The following is a 17,195-nucleotide window of genomic DNA, read 5'->3' as shown; positions in this document are numbered from 1 at the left end:
GGCTTGATGCTCATACGGTATCGCTGGCTGGCGTTTCCTGTGTGAGATCCCCAATGGCCAATGGGTCGCCTCCCAACCCGTTCATACCTGCCCTACTATGCCATTGAACATCAGCCATGGTCCGCATGGGGCAGGTTCTTGTCCTGAATGCCTCCTATGAGCCCCTCAACATCACAAGCTGGAAGCGGGCTGTGGTCATGATGCTCAAGGGCAAGGCGGAAAGCCTGGAGCAGGACACGGTTGCTGTACACAAGGACCTGCTGGTTCCCACCGTGATCCGCCTGCGCCAGTACATCCGCATTCCGTTCAAGGAGATCCCCCTCACCCGCCGCAACGTGCTCCAGCGGGATCTGCACACTTGCCAGTATTGCGGCTACAAGGGAGAGCGACTTTCCGTTGATCACGTGCGCCCCCGTAGCCGAGGAGGCCGCCACGCCTGGGACAACGTGGTGACGGCTTGTCTCCGCTGCAATGTGCATAAGGGGAATCGAACCCCTCGGGAGGCGGGCATGACCATGGCCTGCAGGCCGCGCCGCCCCGTCAGTTCGCTTTATTTTGAAGCCTCCCGACAGATTCGCAACGGCCAGCGCCAGGAGTGGCGGAAGTACATCATCGGTGTTTGAGGGCTGAGGCGGCCATAGGCGCCGGAGCAGGGAAGGCCACCGATCTTCTGTTCCATCAGCCGGCCACCGTTGTTTCTGCCAACTGCTCCAGTTGTTGGCGCTGGTCCCGGTTGAGGGACTCCTGCACGAGGGCTTCAAGCTCACCTGCCAGCACCGCCTCCAGGGCAAAGTTCCGGGCCAGACGGTGGTCGGTGGCCCGCTTGTCCTTGTAATTGTAGGTGCGGATTTTCTCGCTGCGGTCGCCACTGCCCACCTGGGAGCGCCGCTGGGCCCCCTGTTGGCTGACGGCCTCGCTGAGGGCAAGCTGATAGAGCTTGGCCCTCAGAATGTCCATGGCCCGCTCCCGGTTCTGCAGTTGGGAGCGCTCCTGGGTGCAGAACACGCGAATGCCTGTGGGCTTATGGAGAAGGTCCACAGCGGTTTCCACCTTGTTGACGTTCTGGCCACCGGCGCCGCCGGAACGGGCGGTGCTGATTTCCAGTTCGCTGGGGGCAATGGACACCTCCACCGGATCCGCCTCCGGCATGACGGCCACGGTGGCGGTGGAGGTGTGTACCCTGCCCTGGGATTCGGTGGCCGGCACCCGCTGCACGCGATGGACGCCGGCTTCATATTTAAGCCGGCTGAACACCCTGTCCCCCCGGATGGACAGGATCAACTCCTTGAAGCCTCCCAACTCCGCCACCGAGGCGCTCACCGGCTCCACCCGCCAGCCCTGGCGCAGGGCATAGCGCTCATACATGCGCGCCAGATCCCCCGACCAGATGGCCGCTTCGTCCCCCCCGGCGCCAGCGCGGATTTCCAACATGACGCTGCGCTCGTCCCGGGGATCCCGGGGCAGCAGGGCCAGGCGAAGCTCCTGCTCGCTGGCCTCCAACGCTTCTTGCAGGGCCTTGAGTTCCTCGCTGGCCAACTGGCGCCAATCCGGGTCCAGGTCTTTCTGCTGGAGCAGCTCCAGGGCCTGGTCATACTCCCGCTGCAATTGCTCGTGGTGGGCAAAGCCGGTCACCACCGGCTCCAGCCGCGCCCGTTCCTGAGCCAAACGCTTGAGGGCGTCAGGATCACTGGCCAGACCGGGGTCCGCCAGTTGGTGGTCCAACTGCTGGAAGGTCTGGCAGGCCATATGAAGCTTCTCAGTGAGATAGCACGGTGCCGCCATCAACAGAGCATTGAACGGTGGGCCACATGTGGACGTCGAGGCTTTAGCTCTTTTTCCCGCTCACCCGGTTGGAGCGCATGCCGTACTTCTTCATGAAACGATCCACGCGCCCTTCCGTGTCCAGGATCTTCTGGGTCCCGGTAAAGAAGGGATGGTTACCACTCCACACTTCCACGCTGATCTCGGGTTGAGTGGAGCCAACAGTCATGATCACCTGACCGTTGCAGACCACCTTGGCATCCGGATACCAGGTGGGGTGAATGTCCTGTTTGGGCATGGCGTAACTCAGCGCTTGGAGAATTGGGGAGCCTTGCGGGCTTTTTTGAGGCCGTACTTGCGGCGCTCCTTGGCGCGGGGGTCACGGCTGAGGTGGCCTTCCGCCTTGAGGGGCTTGCGGTTGTCAGGGGAGAGCTTGCACAGGGCCCGGGCAACACCCTGCTTGATGGCATCCGCCTGACCACCCAGGCCACCCCCCTTGGAGTTCACCAGGAGGTCGTATTCCTTTTCCAGTCCCAGGGTTTCCAGGGCAGCGGTAACCGCGGACAGGAAGGCCAGGTTGTGGTTGAGGTAGTCCATGGCGGCGCGGCCGTTAATGGTGACCTTGCCGTTGCCAGGCACAAGGCGGACCCGGGCAATGGCCGTCTTACGGCGGCCGGTTCCCCAGTAGGAGACGGTGTCGGCGGTGGCGATGTTTGTGGTGCTTACCATCATCAACTGGCGGTGGAGAGGGGGAGCGTGGTTGGACGCTGGGCCCCATGGGGGTGAACAGGACCGCGGTACACCTTGAGCTTGCGGAACAACTGGCGGCCCAGGGCATTGCGGGGCAGCATCCCCCGCACAGCGGTCTCGATGATCCGCTCCGGCAAACGCGCTTGCAGATGGCTGAAGGTTTCCACCTTCATGCCCCCGGGGCGGCCGGAGTGGCGACGGTAAAGCTTCTGATGGGCTTTCCTGCCCCCCACGGTCACCTTCTCCGCATTCACCACCACGATAAAGTCACCCACGTCCATGTGGGGCGTGAAGGTGGGCTTGTGCTTGCCCCGCAGCACCTTGGCGATCTCACTGGCCAGACGTCCCAGGGTCTGGCCGGCAGCATCCACCACGTACCAGTCCCGCTGCAAGGCGTCCACTGAGGGAACGAAGGTTTTGTTCATCGCACCGTAAGGAAGTCCACAAACGATTTATCCTACCCCAAGACAGCCCCCTGGCCAAGGGACAGCGCCAGGAAACAGGGCTGCTTCATAACCAACGCCCATGAAGCAGAGGCCCTGTGGCGGCGCCGCCTCCCGCACCTCCTCCCGTTTGCCCAGCCGCCAGCGCTGTTCAAACACATGCACGGGAAGACGACCTTCCCCCACCGCCACCAACTGGCCCACCAGCAGTCTCATCATGCCGTAGAGGAAACCACTGCACTGCACATCAACGGCCACCACGTCACCCCGGCGCTGCACCTCCACAGCCTGAACCGTGGTGCGGGCATGGGGGCGGGAGCTACCCGCCCGCTGAAACGCGCGAAGATCGTGACGGCCCAGCAGGGGCTGCAGGGCTGTCCCCATGCGCTCTGTATTCAGAGTGGTGTTGTAGCGGTGCCAGGTGGTGGTCCGCAGGAACAGGTTGGGAGCCGGGTGGTTGTACAGGAGGTAGCGGTAACGGCGCCAGCGGGCGCTGAAGCAGGCGTGCCACTGGCTGGAGACGGCCCGGGCTGCCAGAACACGGATGTCCGGTGGTAGACAGCCGTTCAGTGCTTTGGGCCAGCGGCGATCAGGAATGGGGCTGGTGACGTCCACATGCGCCACCTGTCCGGCTGCATGAACGCCGGCATCCGTGCGCCCGGCCGCCATTGCCGCCCCCTGGAAGCCGGGCTGCAACTTGCCCACTGCCGCCTCCAGCGTGGCCTGGATGGTGGGGCCATGGGGCTGACGCTGCCAGCCGTGGTAGGCGGTGCCTTCGTACTGAAGCAGCAGGGCCAGACGGCGGGTCCGAACGTCTTCAGACCAACTCGATGATGGCCATTTCCGCGTTGTCGCCACGGCGCCGCACGGTGCGGGTGATGCGGGTGTAGCCGCCGTTGCGGTCACCGTATCGCTCGGCCGCCTTCTCAAAGAGCTTGTGGACAAGATCCTTGTCGTACATGTAGCCCAGGGCTTGCCGCCGTGCGGCCAGACGACCATCCTTGGCCAAGGTGATCATGCGATCAGCTTCCTGGCGCAGGGCTTTGGCCCGCGCCTTGGTTGTGGTGATGCGCCCGCTACGAATCAACTCCGTGGTCAAGCTGCGCAGGAGAGCCTTGCGCTGATCGGCAGGTCGGCCAAGCTGGGGAATGCGGCATTGGTGTCGCATGGTGGGTATGGTTGGTTGAGGAAAGGCAAGGGCGCCACGCCATCATGCCTTGGCGCGGCTTTTGGGGAGGGAGACGCCAATGCGCTCCAGGGCTTCAATCACCTCATCGGCAGACTTGGCCCCGAAGTTCTTGATCTCCAGAAGGTCTTCATAGCTGAAGGACATCAGATCCGACACCGTATTGACCTGGGCCCGCTTCAGGCAATTGTAAGCCCGCACGGAAAGGTTGATCTCCTCAAGGGGAACCTGGCTTTCCGCTGAGGTTTCAGGCTCCGGCGCTTCCGGTTCAGGAAGACCCAGGCTGGCCAGGGGCTGGAACAGGAGAATCAACTGATTGGCCGCCTGGGCGATGGCGTCGTCAGGGCTGATGGAGCCGTTTGTGGTGATCTCCAGGCGCAACTTCTCGCTGGCGGAGCCCCCTTCCCCCACAGCGCTCTCGTCCACCGAGTAGACCACCCGGCGCACGGGCATGAAGACCGCGTCAATTTGAAGGGTATCGATGGATTCAACGCCTTCATTGAGCCGGTCCGCTGGGCGATAGCCCACGCCACGCTCCACATGAAGCTCCATTTCCAGACTGTGGCCTTCGGCCACGGTGGCGATGTGCTGGTCAGGATTCACCACGGTCACCTGGGGGGAGAAGTGGATCCGCCCTGCGGTCACCTCTGCCGGACCTGTCACCAGCACCCGGCCGATTTCCACAGCCTCGGGACTACGGCTGCTGACCACCAGTTCCTTGGCGTTGAGGAGGATGTCAAGAACGTCCTCGCGAACACCGGGAATGATGGCGTATTCATGGGCGATGCCTGCAATCCGCACCGTTGTGACGGCGCTGCCTTCCAGACTTCCCAGAAGGGTCCTTCGCAGAGCATTGCCCAGGGTGGTGCCCTGGCCCCGCTCAAGGGGGCCGATCACGAATTCCTGGGTTTGGGACTTATCGTCCCCAATGGTGATGTCAGGGGCCGGTTCAATCTGGAATTGGAGCACGGTCCTTGTCGGGATGGGGGAGAGGGACAAAATTTCAGACGCGGCGGCGCTTGGAGCGACGGCAACCGTTGTGGGGCAGGGGGGTTACATCCTTAATCAGGGTGATTTCCAACCCCACCGTGCTCAAGGCGCGGATGGCGGTCTCGCGGCCCGATCCCGGGCCGCGGACCTGCACTTCAATTTGCCGCATGCCTTGATCGACTGCGCGGCGGGCAGCGGCTTCTGCTGCGGTCTGGGCCGCGAAAGGCGTACCCTTGCGGGCGCCTTTGAAACCACTGGCTCCCGCAGAAGACCAGGCAATGACTGCGCCGGACGTGTCGGTGATGGAGACAATGGTGTTGTTGAAGGTGCTCTGGATGTGGGCCACACCGTTGGGCACGTTCCGCTTGACTTTCTTACCACCGCTTTTCTTGACAGGCTTTGCCATGGCTAGGAGGTTGCTGGGACTACAGGGACGTTGGGTCTAGGCATGAGATACATCAGGCATTGGCTACTTTTTCTTGCCGGCCACGGTTTTGCGGGCGCCCCGCCGTGTCCGGGCATTGGTGCGGGTGCGCTGCCCCCTGACGGGCAGATTCATGCGGTGGCGGCGCCCCCGGAGACAGCCAATGTCTTGAAGACGCTTCAGGGCAACGCCCTCCTGCCGTCGCAGGTCCCCCTCAACCGTGTAGCCCTCCACCGCGGTGCGCAGCTTCTGGACGTCATCGTCCGTCAGGTCCTTTGCCCGGGTGTCAGGGCTGACCCCGGCACCGGCCAGGATCTGCTGGGACCGAACGAGGCCGATGCCGTAGATGTAGGTCAGGGCGACTTCGACCCGTTTGTCCCGGGGAATGTCAACGCCAGAAATCCTTGCCAAGACGAAGTTCTCCTCAGAAAGAACGTGGTTGATGGAGCAGAGACAACAAGGCCGTGGTGCGGGGCATGGGGTCCGTCAGCCTTGTCGTTGCTTGTGTTTGGGATTGACGCAAATCACCATGACCCGCCCATGGCGGCGGATGACCCGACACCTGTCGCACATCTTCTTGACAGAAGAGCGAACCTTCATGGATTGCCCTCAAACTTGTGACCAAGGCCAAACAATAATTTTAGCATATTGTCTCCTCGCTGGGGGCGCACTCGTCCAGGCTGTTGCAGATGCGGGCGGCCACCTCTTCAACACTGCCCAGCCCATCCACCCACTGGAGCAGGCCTCGCTCCTGGTAACGGGCGTTGATGGGCTCCGTTTGCCGGGCATAGATCTGCAGCCGCTTGCGCACCACGGCCTCGTTGTCGTCGGAGCGCCCACGGCTGAGCAGCCTGGCCACCAGTTCTTCTTCGGGAACCTGCAGTTGCAGGGCAATCTGCAGCGGCTGCTCCAGGTCGGCCAGGAGATCGTCCAGCATGGCGGCCTGGGGGGAGTTGCGGGGAAAACCATCCAGCAACCAGCCTCCCTGATGCAGGCTGAGGCGGTGGCGCACGATGGCCAACACCAGATCATCGCTCACCAGGTCTCCCCGCTCCAGCACCGCCTTCACCTGTTGACCCAGGCTGCTCTCGGCGGCCACCTCGGCCCGCAACAGATCCCCGGTGGAAAGGTGCAGCAGACCCCTGGCTGCAGCCAGCAGTGCGCATTGGGTGCCCTTCCCGGCGCCGGGAGGACCAAGAACAACAACTCTCTTGCTCATTGTCGCACCATCCCCTCATAGCGCTGGGAGATCACGTTGGTCTGCAACTGTTTGGCCGTTTCAATGGCCACACCCACCAGAATCAGCAGGGACGTGGCCCCCAGACCCTGCAGCACGCCAGTCCCCGTAAAGGAGTAAACCACGTTGGGGATGATGGCGATCAGGCCCAGGAAGGAGCCGCCAATCAGGGTGAGTCGATTGATCACGCCAGAGAGGTACTCCGCCGTTGCAGAGCCGGGCCGAATGCCGGGAATGGCCACCCCCTGCCGCTTCAGATTCAAGGCCATATCCGTGGGGTTCACCACCAGGGAGGCATAGAAAAAGGAAAACCCGAAGATCAGGAAGAAGTAGGTGAGTCCATAGCCCCACCCTGTCGACCAGGGAAGCCTCGGAAAGGTGTAGGTGGGGCTTAACCAGTTGGCCAGGTTCAGCAGCGCCGGATTGTTTGTGAAGTTGGCCAGGGTGGCCGGTAGGAACAACATGGCGGAAGCGAAGATGATGGGCATCACGCCGCCGGAGATGAGCTTGAGGGGCAAGTAGCTTTGCCGTTCCGGCAGGATGGCGGCCATCAAGCCAATCTGGCGGCGGGCCGAGACGATGGGGATGCGTCGGCTGCCCTCCTGCACGGCCACAATGGCCACCACCATGGAGAGGGCCACCGCCACCGTCACCACGATGGGGAAGATCTTCCCGGTCTGGGCCTCACGGATGATGTTCTGCAGGGTATTGGGGAGAGAGGCGGTGATGTTGATGAAGATCACCAGGGATGCCCCGTTGCCAATGCCCTTCTCCGTAATGATCTCACTGATCCACATGACCACCATGGCCCCCGTGGTGAGGGCCAGGCTGGTGGAGACCACAAACAGGACCCCCTCCAGGTCCCCGTTGGCGAAGCCCCGCAGGTAAAGGGAGAAGATCACCGCCTGGAGGCTGCCCCACCCCAGGGCCACATAGCGGGTGATTTGCGCCAACTTGCGGCGGCCCGCTTCCCCTTCGTCCTTTTGCAGGGTTTCCAGGGAGGGGAGAGCCGCCGTCAGCAACTGCATGATGATGGAGGCGTTGATGAAGGGCAGAATCCCCAAGGAGAACACCCCACCGGGCGCTCCGCCGGTGAAAATGCTGAGCAGACCGATCAACTGACCACCCGACAGTTGATTCTGCAGTTGGGAGACATCAAGGCCAGGGATCCAGATGTAGGCCCCCACGCGAACCAGCGCCAACAGACCGAGGGTGATCAGGACGCGCCTCCGCAAATCGGGAGCCGTCACAATCTGGGTGAGTGTTTCGCCGGTGGTTGGGGCTCTGCCCTGGCTAAGGGTCATCCGCTGGGAGGAGTAGTGGAATTGAGGTGGTTCTGGCGGTGGAGAGGGAGGGGGTCTGCCTCAGGGCTGGTCCCCAGACGTCTTGCCAGGGCGGACCCACTTGCTGCGACCCGGCAGAAGATCGCAGGCGCCGCCGGCCGCCAGGATCTTTTCACGGGCGGTCTTGCTGAACCCATGGGCCTTGCAATGGAGCTTGACCTTGACTTCCCCATCCCCAAGCACTTTCAGCGGCGCGGAGTTTTTGCCCACGATCCCTGCCGCCCTCAGGGATGCGAGGGTCACCTCGCTGCCATCGGGCAAGGGGGACAAATCCCCCACGTTCACCACCGTAAACACCTTGGGGTTCGCCACGGTGAAGTGCTTCAGCTTGGGAATCCGCCGGTAGAGGGGCATCTGCCCACCTTCAAAGCCGGGGCGGGTGGGGCGCCCCGAGCGTGATTTCTGGCCCCGCATGCCAAAGCCGCAGCTAGCCCCTTGACCGGCGGCAATGCCGCGTCCTTTGCGATTGCGGGGTCGGCGGGATCCGGGTTGGGGCCGAAGGGTATGGAGATGAGCAGTCATGGCCGGGTTGGGGGGTCAGGAATACATTTGCTGAAGAGGGATGCCGCGTTCCTTGGCGGCGGCCTTATGGGTGCGCAGGGCGCTGAGGGCCATCATGGCGGCACGGGCATTGTTGAGGGGGGTCTTGGAGCCAAGCCGCTTGGCCAGCACGTTCTTGACGCCCGCCAGTTCCAGAACGGTGCGGATGGATCCGCCGGCAATCACGCCCGTGCCGGGGGCGGCAGGGCGCATCAGCACACTGGCGGCCCCATCACGTCCCTGGGCCACCGTGGGAATGGAGCTGCTGGCGGTGAGGGGCACCTTTACCAGGTGCTTCTTGCCATCGGCCACGCCTTTGCGGACAGCGCCAATCACGTCGCTGGCCTTGCCCACGCCAACGCCCACTTGGCCTTTCTCGTTGCCCACCACCAGGATGGCGCGGAAGCTCATCTTCTTGCCGCCTTTCACGGTCTTGGAGACGCGGCGAATCTGCACCACCCGTTCCTGCCATTCGGAGTCCCGCTCCTCACGGCGCTGGCGGCGTTCACGACGTTCGCGGCGCTCACGGCGCTGCCCCTGCTGTTGTCCCTGTTGACCTTGGGCAGCAGGGGGAACGTCCGCAGCAACTGGGACTTGAGGTTGGCTGTTGGAGTCAGTCATGGTCAACATTAAAAGACAAGGCCCGCATCCCGGGCAGCATCGGCCAGGGCTTTGATCCGACCGTGATAGAGGTTGCCGCCCCGGTCAAAGACCACCGAGCGGATGCCTTTGGCCAGAGCCCGCTCGGCCACCAGCTTGCCCACCGCCTGGGAGGCCTTGCAGTTGGCTCCCGGTCCCGGAAGGTCCTGGCGCAGACCTTTGTCAATACTGGATGCCGCCGCCAAGGTGTTCTGTGCGCCATCGTCAATCACCTGGGCGTAGATGTGGTTATTGGAGCGGAAGACCGCAAGGCGGGGCCGCTGTGCGGTGCCCTGAATTCGGCGGCGAACGCGCCGGTGGCGGCGCTGGGTGCGGGCGGTGCGAGAGGCAAACATGGTCACAGATAGAGAAAGGCTGTTGGGCGCCGATGGTTACTTCTTGCCGGCCTTGCCGGCCTTGCGCAGGATGGTCTCGGCCACGTATTTGATGCCTTTGCCCTTATAGGGCTCCGGTGGAGACACGGCGCGAACCTTGGCGGCCTCGTTGCCCACCGCCTCTTTCTCGGCGCCACTGACCGTGATCCTGGTGTTGTTCTCCACCTTATAGGTGATGCCCTGGGGCGGCGCCAACTCCACAGGATGGCTATAGCCGGCGCTCAGCACCAGGGTTTTGCCCTTGACTTGAGCCCGGTAGCCCACGCCGACCATTTCCAGGGTCTTGCTGTAGCCCTTGGTCACCCCCTCCACCATGTTGGCCACAAGGGTGCGGGACAGGCCATGGCGCATCCGGTTCATGCGGCTGGCGCCGGTGGGGGTGACCACCAGGGTCTGCCCATGGCGGTCAATGGCAACCCCCTCGGGCAGAGTGCGCCGCAGCTCCCCGTTGGGGCCTTTCACCTGCACCGTGCGCCCCTCAAGCTGCACCTGGACATTGGCGGGAATGGGAACTGGTTGCTTGCCGATCCGTGACATGGTGTCTTCTCAGGGGGGGTCGTCTTCTCAGGGTCAGTAGACGTAACAGAGCACTTCACCGCCAATGCCCTGTTTGCGGGCGGTGCGGTCGCTCATGACGCCTTGGGACGTGGAAATAATCGCCACACCAATTCCACCTAGCACCTTGGGCAGGTGGCGATGATTGGAATAGATGCGCAAACCGGGCCTGCTGACCCGCTGCAGAGCGCGAATCAGAGGCTGCTTGTGTTTTCCAGCGTACCTTAGCTCAAGCACCAACTGCTTTCGGAAGCCTTCACCCTCTTCGTTAAAGGCATGGATAAAGCCTTCTTCCCGCAGCACCTTGGCGATGCTGCAGCACATGCGTGAGGCAGGAATGCTGGTGGTGGCATGACGTTTTTCACTCGCGTTACGAATGCGGGTGAGCATGTCAGAAATGGAATCGTGGCTGGCCATGGTGGATTTCCGCTGGGGGCTCAGGTCTTGCTAAACGGCATGCCCATTTCGCGGAGCAATGCGCGGCCCTCGTCATCGCTTCGGGCAGTGGTGACAATGGTGATGTCCATTCCGCGGACGGCGTCAATCTCGTCAAAGCTGATCTCCGGAAAAATCAACTGCTCCTTCACCCCCAGGGTGTAGTTGCCGCGACCGTCGAAGCTTTTGGGGTTGACGCCACGGAAGTCGCGGATGCGGGGCAAAGCCAGATTGATGAAGCGATCAAGGAAGGCGTACATGCGATCACCCCGCAGAGTCACCATGACGCCAATGGGCATTCCCGTGCGGATCTTGAAGCTGGAAATGGCCTTCTTGGCCCGGGTAATGATCGGTTTCTGGCCGGTAATTCTGGCAATCTCGGCCGTGGATCCTTCCAGGGCCTTGGAGTTCTGTGCCGCCTCCCCCAGGCCGCGGTTGACGGTGACCTTGACGAGTTTGGGCGCCTGGTGGATATTGTCCAGCCGCAATTCCTTTTGCAGCCTGGGCTGGATGGTTTTCTTGTAGCGCTGCTTGAGGGGAACGAAGGTGGTCATCGGGGGCAGGGGTGATGCTTCTGGTGGTTGTCAGAAGGAATGGGGAGAAACACGTGGGAAGAGGAATTCGTCAATCCAGGATCTCTCCTGTTTTTTTGAGCCGCCGTTTTTTGCTGCCATCCTCCTGGAGAACCATCTCAATGCGGCTGGCCACCTTCTGTTCCACGGAGTACAGCATGACGTTGGAGGCATGGATGGGGGCCTCCTGGTTGACAATGCGGCCACTCTCCTCGTCCTGCTTGGGCTTGACGTGACGGGTGCGCATGTTGATGCCTTCCACCACCACCCGGTTGTCCGCCAACAGGGTGCGCAGAACCTTGCCTGTCTTGCCCCGATCCTTCCCTGCAATCACCTGAACGGTATCGCCGGTTTTGATGCGCAGCTTGCGGGGCTGTTTCAGCTTTGCCATCAGATTACCTCCGGGGCCAGGGAAACGATTTTGGTAAAGCTGCGCTCCCGCAGCTCCCGGGCCACAGGTCCGAAGACACGGGTGCCCCGGGGATTTTTGTCGTCGTTAATGAGCACGGCGGCGTTGTCGTCAAAGCGGATGGCATTGCCCGTATCCCGCCGCAAGGTGGCCCGGGTGCGCACCACCACGGCCTTGACCACATCGGACTTTTTCACCCCCATGTTGGGGGTGGCGTCCTTCACCGCGGCCACAATCACGTCCCCCACGTGGGCATAGCGCCCCCTGTTGCCCAGAACCCGAATGCACTGGATTTTGCGGGCGCCGCTGTTGTCGGCCACGTTGAGATAGGTTTCCTGCTGAATCATGGCTGGTCCCCCTTCAGTGCTTCGTGGAACTGATAATCTCTGCCACCGTCCAGGTTTTGTGGCGGCTGAGGGGGCGGGTTTCCGAGATCAGAACCCGGTCGCCCACATGGCAGCGATTGGTTTCGTCATGCACCTTGTAGCGCTTGGTGCGGCTCACCGTCTTTTTGTAGACAGGGTGTGGGAAGCGGTTTTCGACTGCGACCACGACGGTTTTGTCCATCTTGTCGCTGACGACGACGCCAAGCCGTTCTTTGATGGCCATAGGACTTAATCGGTGGATGGAGAGGTGGAAGGGTTGGCCTGGCGGCGTTGTTGCCGGATGGTGAGCAGGCGCGCCAGCTTGACTCGGGTCTGTCGGAACAGATGGGATTTGTCCAACTGGCGGGTGGCCCGTTTGCAGCGCAACTCGAACAGGGTTTTGCGGGCGGCCGCAACCTGCTCGTTGAGCGCGTCGTCGTCCAGTTGAAGAAGGTCGGTGTAGGCAGAGGTGGTGGTCATGGGTTCCACGGCAGAAATCGCCCTAGGCCTCCCCAGGAGGGGTGAGGCTGGCATTGGCAACGGCGGGCATGGGGGTATGGCCAATGCCCTCCCGCACCAGGAACTTGGTCTTGACCGGCAGCTTGTATTGCGCCAGCCGCATGGCGGTGCGGGCCAACTCTTCGTTGATCTCCTCACCGCCCATCTCGAAGAGAATGCGTCCGGGCTTCACCACGGCCACCCAGAACTCCGGGTTGCCCTTGCCCGATCCCATGCGGGTTTCCGCCGCCCGCATGGTGATGGATTTGTCAGGGAAGATGCGGATCCACACCTTGCCTCCCCGCCGTATGGCGCGGGTTATGGCGCGGCGACTGGCCTCAATCTGCCGTGAGGTGATCCAGCCGCATTCCTGGGCCTGAATGGCGAAGTCGCCAAAGGCAATGGTGTTGCCCCGGGTGGCAACCCCCCGCATCCGGCCCCGCTGCATCTTGCGGAATTTGACCCGTTTTGGACTCAGCATGGTTCAGATCCCCCGTCACTCCTCGCTGGAGCGGTCTTCAAAGTTCTGGCGGGCCCGACCAGCCCCCCGGCGCCGTGGCGTAGCCCCCATGGGGGCTGCCGTCTGCCTCTCATCCGGAAGCACCTCCCCCTTGAACACCCACACCTTGATGCCCAGCACCCCGTAGGTGGTGTGGGCGGTCTTGCTGGCGTAGTCAATGTCCGCCCGCAGGGTGTGGAGGGGAACGCGCCCTTCCCGGGTCCACTCGCTGCGGGCGATTTCAGCCCCGTTGAGGCGGCCGCTGATCTGCAGCTTGAGGCCGATGACCCCAGCCCGCTGGGCCCTCTGAACGGCCATGCGGATGGTGCGACGGAAGGCCACCCGCTTCTCCAGCTGCTGGGTGATGTACTCCGCCATCAGGGACGCATCCGCATCCGCCCGCTCCACCTCCACCACGTTGATGCGCACTTGGCGGCTGCGATCACGAATGGCGGCCTGGATCCCGCTGCGCAGCTCCTCGATCCCGCTGCCTTGACGGCCCACCAGCACCCCGGGGCGCGCTGTCCTCAACTCCACCTCCAGTTGATCCGCCTTGCGCTGAATGCGCACGTCACTGATGCCGGCAGAGGCATATTTCCTGGTGATGTGACGGCGGATCGTGTCGTCCTCCTGCAGGAGGAGCGGGTAGGTCTTCCTGTCGGCAAACCAACTGGAGAGATGGGTCTGGATGACCCCCAGTCGCAGACCTGTCGGGTGAATCTTGTTGCCCATGGCTGGGATGGCAATCAGGTGTCTTGTGGAGCCACAGCAATGCTGATGTGGCAGGTTTGTTTTTTGATCTGATAGGCCCGACCCTGGGCGCGGGGTCGATACCGCCGCATGGATGGGCCCATATCCGCTGTGGCATGGGTGATCGTCAAGGCGGCGGGGTCCAGGCCCAGGTTGTGCTCCGCATTGGCCACGGCGGAGCGGAGCACCTTGGTAACCATGTGGGTGGAACGGTAGGGCATGAACTCAAGCATGATCAGAGCGTCCCGGTAGCTGCGACCACGAATCTGGCCGAGCACGCGCCGCACCTTGCTGGCGGAGCCCCGCACAAATCTGGCGGTGGCCCGGGCTTGAATACTGGTGGAATTGACCATGGTCTTGCGTCCTTAGCGTGAACCTTTCCTGTCTTTGCCATGGCCTCGGTAGGTGCGAGTCAGGGCAAATTCACCCAGCTTGTGGCCCACCATCTGCTCGGTGATGTAGACGGGGACGTGGGTCTTGCCGTTGTGAACAGCAATGGTGTGGCCAATCATGTCCGGAAGGATGGTTGAGGCCCGTGACCAGGTCCTGATCACGGACTTGTCGTCAGAAGCGTTTTGCTTCTCCACCTTTTTCATCAGGCTTGCAGCCACAAAGGGGCCTTTTTTGAGGGAGCGTCCCATGGGAGGTCAGGCAGAGGGAAAGGGCATCAGGCGTCGCGACCACCACGGCTGCGCTTGGACACACGACGGCGACGGCGCAGCACGTACTGGTTGCTGGGCTTGTTGCGCTTGCGGGTTTTGAGGCCCAGCGCCGGTTTGCCCCAGGGTGTCACTGGTCCTGAGCGGCCAATGGGCGCCCGGCCTTCACCACCCCCATGGGGGTGGTCGCAAGGGTTCATGACACTGCCGCGCACCTGGGGGCGTCGTCCCAGCCAACGGCGCCGCCCAGCTTTGCCCAGGCTGGTGTTGCGGGCCTCCCCATAGGCCACTTCGCCAATGGTGGCGTAGCACTCCTTGCGGACAAGCCGCACCTCGGTGGAGGGCAGCTTGACGGCCACGTAGTCCCCATCCTTGGCTACCACCTGGGCGCCGGCCCCCGCAGTGCGCACCATCTGGCCGCCCCGTCCAGCATAGAGCTCCACGTTGTGGACCGTTGTGCCCAGGGGCAGGGCAAACAAGGGCAGGGCATTGCCCACGGCAATGGGGGCATCGGGGCCGGCCATCACCTCACTGCCCACGGCAACGCCCTGGGGCTGGAGGATGTAGCGCTTTTCACCATCTTCATAGAAGAGGAGCGCCAGGCGGGCATTACGGTTGGGGTCGTACTGGATGGCGGCCACCCGGGCCTTGACCCCCTGCTTGTCGCGGCGGAAATCCACCAGGCGGTAGCGGCGCTTGTGGCCGCCGCCCCGATGGCGGCAGGTGATCACGCCGCGGTTGTTACGCCCCTTGGCGCGGTGCTTGGCGCCCACCAGGGAGCGCTCCGGCTCCCGGCGGGTGATCTCGCTGTAGTCCCCGGCCACCCGGGTGCGGGTGCCAGGGCTATAGGGCTTGAGCTTACGAACAGCCATGGAACAGCGCCTCAGGAAGATTCGGGGAAGAGCTGGATGGCGTCGCCCTCGGCAAGGCGCACCACAGCCTTCTTGACTTGGGCGCGCTCGCCGGCAAAGCGTCCCACCCGCCGCTTGCGGCGGGGTGGATTCATGGTGCTGACGCCAATCACCTTCACGTCAAACATCTGCTCGACGGCGGCTTTGATGTCCGGCTTGGCGGCCCGTGGATCCACCGCGAAGGTGTACTGGTTCCGATCCATGCCACGGGTGGCTTTCTCGGTGATCACAGGCTCCCGCACCACGTCGGCCAGGCGCCCGGCAAAGGATTTAGCCATCGCTGTAGACCTCCTGGATGGTGGTAACGGCGTCTTCACTGAGCACCAGCTTGTCCGCGTGGAGCAGATCGAAGACGTTCAATTGATCCGCCCGGATCAGGGTGATCCGGGGCACGTTACGGGCCGACTTGATCACGGCCTCGCTGGGGGCCTTGAGCACAAGCAGCACCTGCAGCTCGGGACCAACGCCCCAACGCTCCAGGGCCGCCAGCAGGTCCCTGGTCCTGGGTGTGCTGACGCAAGCGTTGAACTCCTGCACCACCAGCCAATCCTCCGCACGACTCATCAGGGCCGTGCGGAGGGCCAGGCGCCGCTCCTTGCGGTTCATGGCCTTGGTGTAGGAGCGGGGCTTCGGACCAAAGATGACCCCGCCGCCGGGGCGAAGCGGGGTGCGGATTGAACCCTGGCGCGCCCGACCCGTGCCCTTCTGCTTGAAGGGCTTGCGGCCGCCGCCGCGCACTTCGGAACGGGTCCTGGTGCTGGCGGCGCCTTGGCGCTGGTTGGCCTGTTGCCGCACCAGGGCGGCATGGAGCAGGTGAACCATCGTGCCCTCACGGGCGGTCTTCAGGTCAAGGTGGGCCTCACCCACCTGCTCACCCTCCCAGTTGTGAACAACGCAATCAACCATGATTCTCCGGTGTGAACGTCAGGCAGATCATTGGCCGCCCACGGTTTTGCTGGGACGGATGCTCAGCAGGGATCCGGGCTTGCCCGGAACCGAACCCTTCACGACCAGCAGATGCTGGTCAGGGTCCACCTTGATCACCACCAGCTTGCGCATGGTGGTGGCTTTGCCCCCGTAACGACCGGCCATCCGCTTGCCCGGATAAATCCGGCCCGGCGTGGTGCCGGCCCCGGTGGAGCCGGGCTGGCGGTGGTTCTTGGAGCCATGGCTCATGGGACCACGGCGGAACCCGTGGCGCTTCTGATAGCCCGTAAACCCGCGCCCCACCGTATCCCCGCTCACGTCAACCGCCTGACCCGGCGCAAACTGGGCCACCGTGAGGACAGCGCCCGTCTCCATAGCCTCATCGGCGGGAACACGGTATTCACGAAGATGGCGGAGAAGGGTGGCGCCGCTTTTGGCCAAATGGCCTTTGGCAGGCCGATTGACCAGCTTCTCGCGAACGTCTCCATAGCCGATCTGGACGGCGTTGTAGCCGTCCCGAGCCATGCTTTTGCGCTGGGTGACCCGGCAAGGGCCGGCCTGGATGAGCGTTACCGGCACGGCTTTGCCGTCCGGGCTGAAGAACTGGGACATGCCCAGCTTGGTGCCGAGGATGCCAATGGACATGGGAGAAGGGCTGTACGTCAGCAGGGTCATGCCGGGCCATGGGAAGCCCAGGGCACACTGAACCGTTATCGAAAGTGACCGTTGCCGGTGGGACCGGCAGGGCTAGCTCCGAGGCAGATTGACGGCCTTGAGGCGGGTCAACCCGACGATGCAGCAACAGGAGGGCCAGGACTTGAGCGCCGCAACAGAGACCTGCCGCAAGGCGTCAGTTTCCTTTGATCAACCACGACCCCAGGCCGGATGGATCAACCCGAAGACTCAT

At 63.0% G+C, this 17,195-nt stretch carries 31 protein-coding genes; 1 reads left to right on the top strand and 30 read right to left on the bottom strand.

All coding sequences use genetic code 11. The features are described from left to right. Positions 1-125 precede the first annotated feature (125 nt). Positions 126-623 carry an HNH endonuclease gene (locus BG35_RS0101300; protein ID WP_025781353.1) on the top strand — a complete coding sequence of 166 codons (498 nt, stop codon included), beginning with the start codon at positions 126-128 and terminating at the stop codon, positions 621-623. A gap of 55 nt (positions 624-678) precedes the next feature. Here the strand turns inward: BG35_RS0101300 and prfA are convergent, their stop codons facing one another. The 30 genes from prfA to rplC form a co-directional block, all read right to left on the bottom strand. Further along, a complete protein-coding gene (gene prfA / locus BG35_RS0101295) occupies positions 679-1,782 on the bottom strand; it encodes a peptide chain release factor 1 (protein WP_025781352.1) in 1,104 nt (367 codons plus the stop codon). Between the two features lie 43 nt (positions 1,783-1,825). Beyond that, positions 1,826-2,059, bottom strand: a complete 234-nt coding sequence (gene rpmE, locus BG35_RS0101290) for a 50S ribosomal protein L31 (protein WP_025781351.1) — start codon at positions 2,057-2,059, stop codon at positions 1,826-1,828. A gap of 8 nt (positions 2,060-2,067) precedes the next feature. Further along, the gene (gene rpsI, locus BG35_RS0101285; protein ID WP_025781350.1) at positions 2,068-2,490 is read right to left on the bottom strand and encodes a 30S ribosomal protein S9; all 423 of its coding nucleotides are present in this window, start codon (positions 2,488-2,490) and stop codon (positions 2,068-2,070) included. Positions 2,491-2,492: 2 nt separating this feature from the next. Further along, positions 2,493-2,936 (bottom strand): 50S ribosomal protein L13, encoded by a 444-nt coding sequence (rplM, locus tag BG35_RS0101280; RefSeq protein ID WP_025781349.1) that lies wholly within the window; start codon positions 2,934-2,936, stop codon positions 2,493-2,495. Positions 2,937-2,963: 27 nt separating this feature from the next. Beyond that, a complete protein-coding gene (gene truA / locus BG35_RS0101275) occupies positions 2,964-3,812 on the bottom strand; it encodes a tRNA pseudouridine(38-40) synthase TruA (RefSeq protein ID WP_025781348.1) in 849 nt (282 codons plus the stop codon). Next, entirely contained in the window at positions 3,772-4,122 is a 351-nt protein-coding gene (rplQ, locus tag BG35_RS0101270; RefSeq protein ID WP_025781346.1) for a 50S ribosomal protein L17, read from the bottom strand. Before rplQ ends, truA begins: the two co-directional genes overlap by 41 nt. A 42-nt stretch (positions 4,123-4,164) precedes the next feature. Further along, positions 4,165-5,109: a DNA-directed RNA polymerase subunit alpha gene (locus tag BG35_RS0101265; protein ID WP_025781345.1), complete on the bottom strand. Its 945-nt coding sequence runs from the start codon at positions 5,107-5,109 to the stop codon at positions 4,165-4,167. A gap of 34 nt (positions 5,110-5,143) precedes the next feature. Continuing rightward, the gene (gene rpsK, locus BG35_RS0101260; RefSeq protein ID WP_025781344.1) at positions 5,144-5,536 is read right to left on the bottom strand and encodes a 30S ribosomal protein S11; all 393 of its coding nucleotides are present in this window, start codon (positions 5,534-5,536) and stop codon (positions 5,144-5,146) included. Between the two features lie 63 nt (positions 5,537-5,599). Then, positions 5,600-5,965: a 30S ribosomal protein S13 gene (gene rpsM / locus BG35_RS0101255; protein WP_025781343.1), complete on the bottom strand. Its 366-nt coding sequence runs from the start codon at positions 5,963-5,965 to the stop codon at positions 5,600-5,602. A gap of 75 nt (positions 5,966-6,040) precedes the next feature. Beyond that, positions 6,041-6,154 (bottom strand): 50S ribosomal protein L36, encoded by a 114-nt coding sequence (rpmJ, locus tag BG35_RS11820; protein WP_071994739.1) that lies wholly within the window; start codon positions 6,152-6,154, stop codon positions 6,041-6,043. 40 nt (positions 6,155-6,194) lie between these two features. Further along, complete coding sequence (locus BG35_RS0101250; RefSeq protein ID WP_025781342.1) at positions 6,195-6,773, bottom strand: adenylate kinase; 579 nt, start codon at positions 6,771-6,773, stop codon at positions 6,195-6,197. Next, the gene (gene secY, locus BG35_RS0101245; protein ID WP_025781341.1) at positions 6,770-8,095 is read right to left on the bottom strand and encodes a preprotein translocase subunit SecY; all 1,326 of its coding nucleotides are present in this window, start codon (positions 8,093-8,095) and stop codon (positions 6,770-6,772) included. Before secY ends, BG35_RS0101250 begins: the two co-directional genes overlap by 4 nt. Positions 8,096-8,155: 60 nt before the next feature. Continuing rightward, entirely contained in the window at positions 8,156-8,656 is a 501-nt protein-coding gene (gene rplO, locus BG35_RS0101240) for a 50S ribosomal protein L15 (protein WP_025781340.1), read from the bottom strand. 15 nt (positions 8,657-8,671) lie between these two features. Continuing rightward, entirely contained in the window at positions 8,672-9,295 is a 624-nt protein-coding gene (rpsE, locus tag BG35_RS09740; RefSeq protein WP_034416415.1) for a 30S ribosomal protein S5, read from the bottom strand. A gap of 8 nt (positions 9,296-9,303) precedes the next feature. Further along, on the bottom strand, positions 9,304-9,669 hold the full coding sequence (gene rplR, locus BG35_RS0101225; protein ID WP_025781339.1) for a 50S ribosomal protein L18: 366 nt from the start codon (positions 9,667-9,669) through the stop codon (positions 9,304-9,306). 36 nt (positions 9,670-9,705) lie between these two features. Next, entirely contained in the window at positions 9,706-10,245 is a 540-nt protein-coding gene (gene rplF, locus BG35_RS0101220) for a 50S ribosomal protein L6 (protein WP_025781338.1), read from the bottom strand. 33 nt (positions 10,246-10,278) lie between these two features. After that, positions 10,279-10,680, bottom strand: a complete 402-nt coding sequence (gene rpsH / locus BG35_RS0101215) for a 30S ribosomal protein S8 (RefSeq protein ID WP_025781337.1) — start codon at positions 10,678-10,680, stop codon at positions 10,279-10,281. 20 nt (positions 10,681-10,700) lie between these two features. Continuing rightward, complete coding sequence (gene rplE / locus BG35_RS0101210) at positions 10,701-11,252, bottom strand: 50S ribosomal protein L5 (protein ID WP_025781336.1); 552 nt, start codon at positions 11,250-11,252, stop codon at positions 10,701-10,703. A gap of 70 nt (positions 11,253-11,322) precedes the next feature. Continuing rightward, complete coding sequence (gene rplX, locus BG35_RS0101205; RefSeq protein WP_034416411.1) at positions 11,323-11,661, bottom strand: 50S ribosomal protein L24; 339 nt, start codon at positions 11,659-11,661, stop codon at positions 11,323-11,325. Further along, entirely contained in the window at positions 11,661-12,026 is a 366-nt protein-coding gene (gene rplN / locus BG35_RS0101200) for a 50S ribosomal protein L14 (RefSeq protein ID WP_025781334.1), read from the bottom strand. Before rplN ends, rplX begins: the two co-directional genes overlap by 1 nt. A gap of 13 nt (positions 12,027-12,039) precedes the next feature. Continuing rightward, on the bottom strand, positions 12,040-12,288 hold the full coding sequence (gene rpsQ, locus BG35_RS0101195; protein ID WP_025781333.1) for a 30S ribosomal protein S17: 249 nt from the start codon (positions 12,286-12,288) through the stop codon (positions 12,040-12,042). Between the two features lie 5 nt (positions 12,289-12,293). Continuing rightward, the gene (gene rpmC, locus BG35_RS0101190; protein WP_025781332.1) at positions 12,294-12,524 is read right to left on the bottom strand and encodes a 50S ribosomal protein L29; all 231 of its coding nucleotides are present in this window, start codon (positions 12,522-12,524) and stop codon (positions 12,294-12,296) included. A gap of 22 nt (positions 12,525-12,546) precedes the next feature. Beyond that, positions 12,547-13,023, bottom strand: a complete 477-nt coding sequence (rplP, locus tag BG35_RS0101185) for a 50S ribosomal protein L16 (RefSeq protein WP_025781331.1) — start codon at positions 13,021-13,023, stop codon at positions 12,547-12,549. Positions 13,024-13,038: 15 nt separating this feature from the next. Continuing rightward, on the bottom strand, positions 13,039-13,773 hold the full coding sequence (rpsC, locus tag BG35_RS0101180; protein WP_025781330.1) for a 30S ribosomal protein S3: 735 nt from the start codon (positions 13,771-13,773) through the stop codon (positions 13,039-13,041). A gap of 14 nt (positions 13,774-13,787) precedes the next feature. Then, a complete protein-coding gene (gene rplV / locus BG35_RS0101175; RefSeq protein WP_025781329.1) occupies positions 13,788-14,144 on the bottom strand; it encodes a 50S ribosomal protein L22 in 357 nt (118 codons plus the stop codon). Between the two features lie 12 nt (positions 14,145-14,156). After that, the gene (gene rpsS / locus BG35_RS0101170) at positions 14,157-14,432 is read right to left on the bottom strand and encodes a 30S ribosomal protein S19 (RefSeq protein ID WP_025781328.1); all 276 of its coding nucleotides are present in this window, start codon (positions 14,430-14,432) and stop codon (positions 14,157-14,159) included. A gap of 26 nt (positions 14,433-14,458) precedes the next feature. Then, positions 14,459-15,322 carry a 50S ribosomal protein L2 gene (gene rplB, locus BG35_RS0101165; RefSeq protein WP_025781327.1) on the bottom strand — a complete coding sequence of 288 codons (864 nt, stop codon included), beginning with the start codon at positions 15,320-15,322 and terminating at the stop codon, positions 14,459-14,461. A gap of 11 nt (positions 15,323-15,333) precedes the next feature. Beyond that, positions 15,334-15,639, bottom strand: coding sequence for a 50S ribosomal protein L23 (locus BG35_RS0101160; RefSeq protein ID WP_025781326.1), 306 nt, complete (start codon positions 15,637-15,639; stop codon positions 15,334-15,336). Then, positions 15,632-16,267, bottom strand: coding sequence for a 50S ribosomal protein L4 (rplD, locus tag BG35_RS0101155; protein WP_025781325.1), 636 nt, complete (start codon positions 16,265-16,267; stop codon positions 15,632-15,634). The genes BG35_RS0101160 and rplD overlap by 8 nt, the downstream gene beginning before the upstream one ends. Before the next feature lie 27 nt (positions 16,268-16,294). Further along, complete coding sequence (gene rplC / locus BG35_RS0101150; RefSeq protein WP_025781324.1) at positions 16,295-16,933, bottom strand: 50S ribosomal protein L3; 639 nt, start codon at positions 16,931-16,933, stop codon at positions 16,295-16,297. Positions 16,934-17,195 lie beyond the last annotated feature (262 nt).

The organism is Candidatus Synechococcus spongiarum SH4 (genome assembly GCF_000586015.1).
Lineage (GTDB): Bacteria > Cyanobacteriota > Cyanobacteriia > PCC-6307 > Cyanobiaceae > Synechococcus_B > Synechococcus_B spongiarum_F.
The sequence above is the reverse complement of the archived record's forward strand: the minus strand, read 5'-3'. Positions and strand labels throughout refer to the sequence as shown.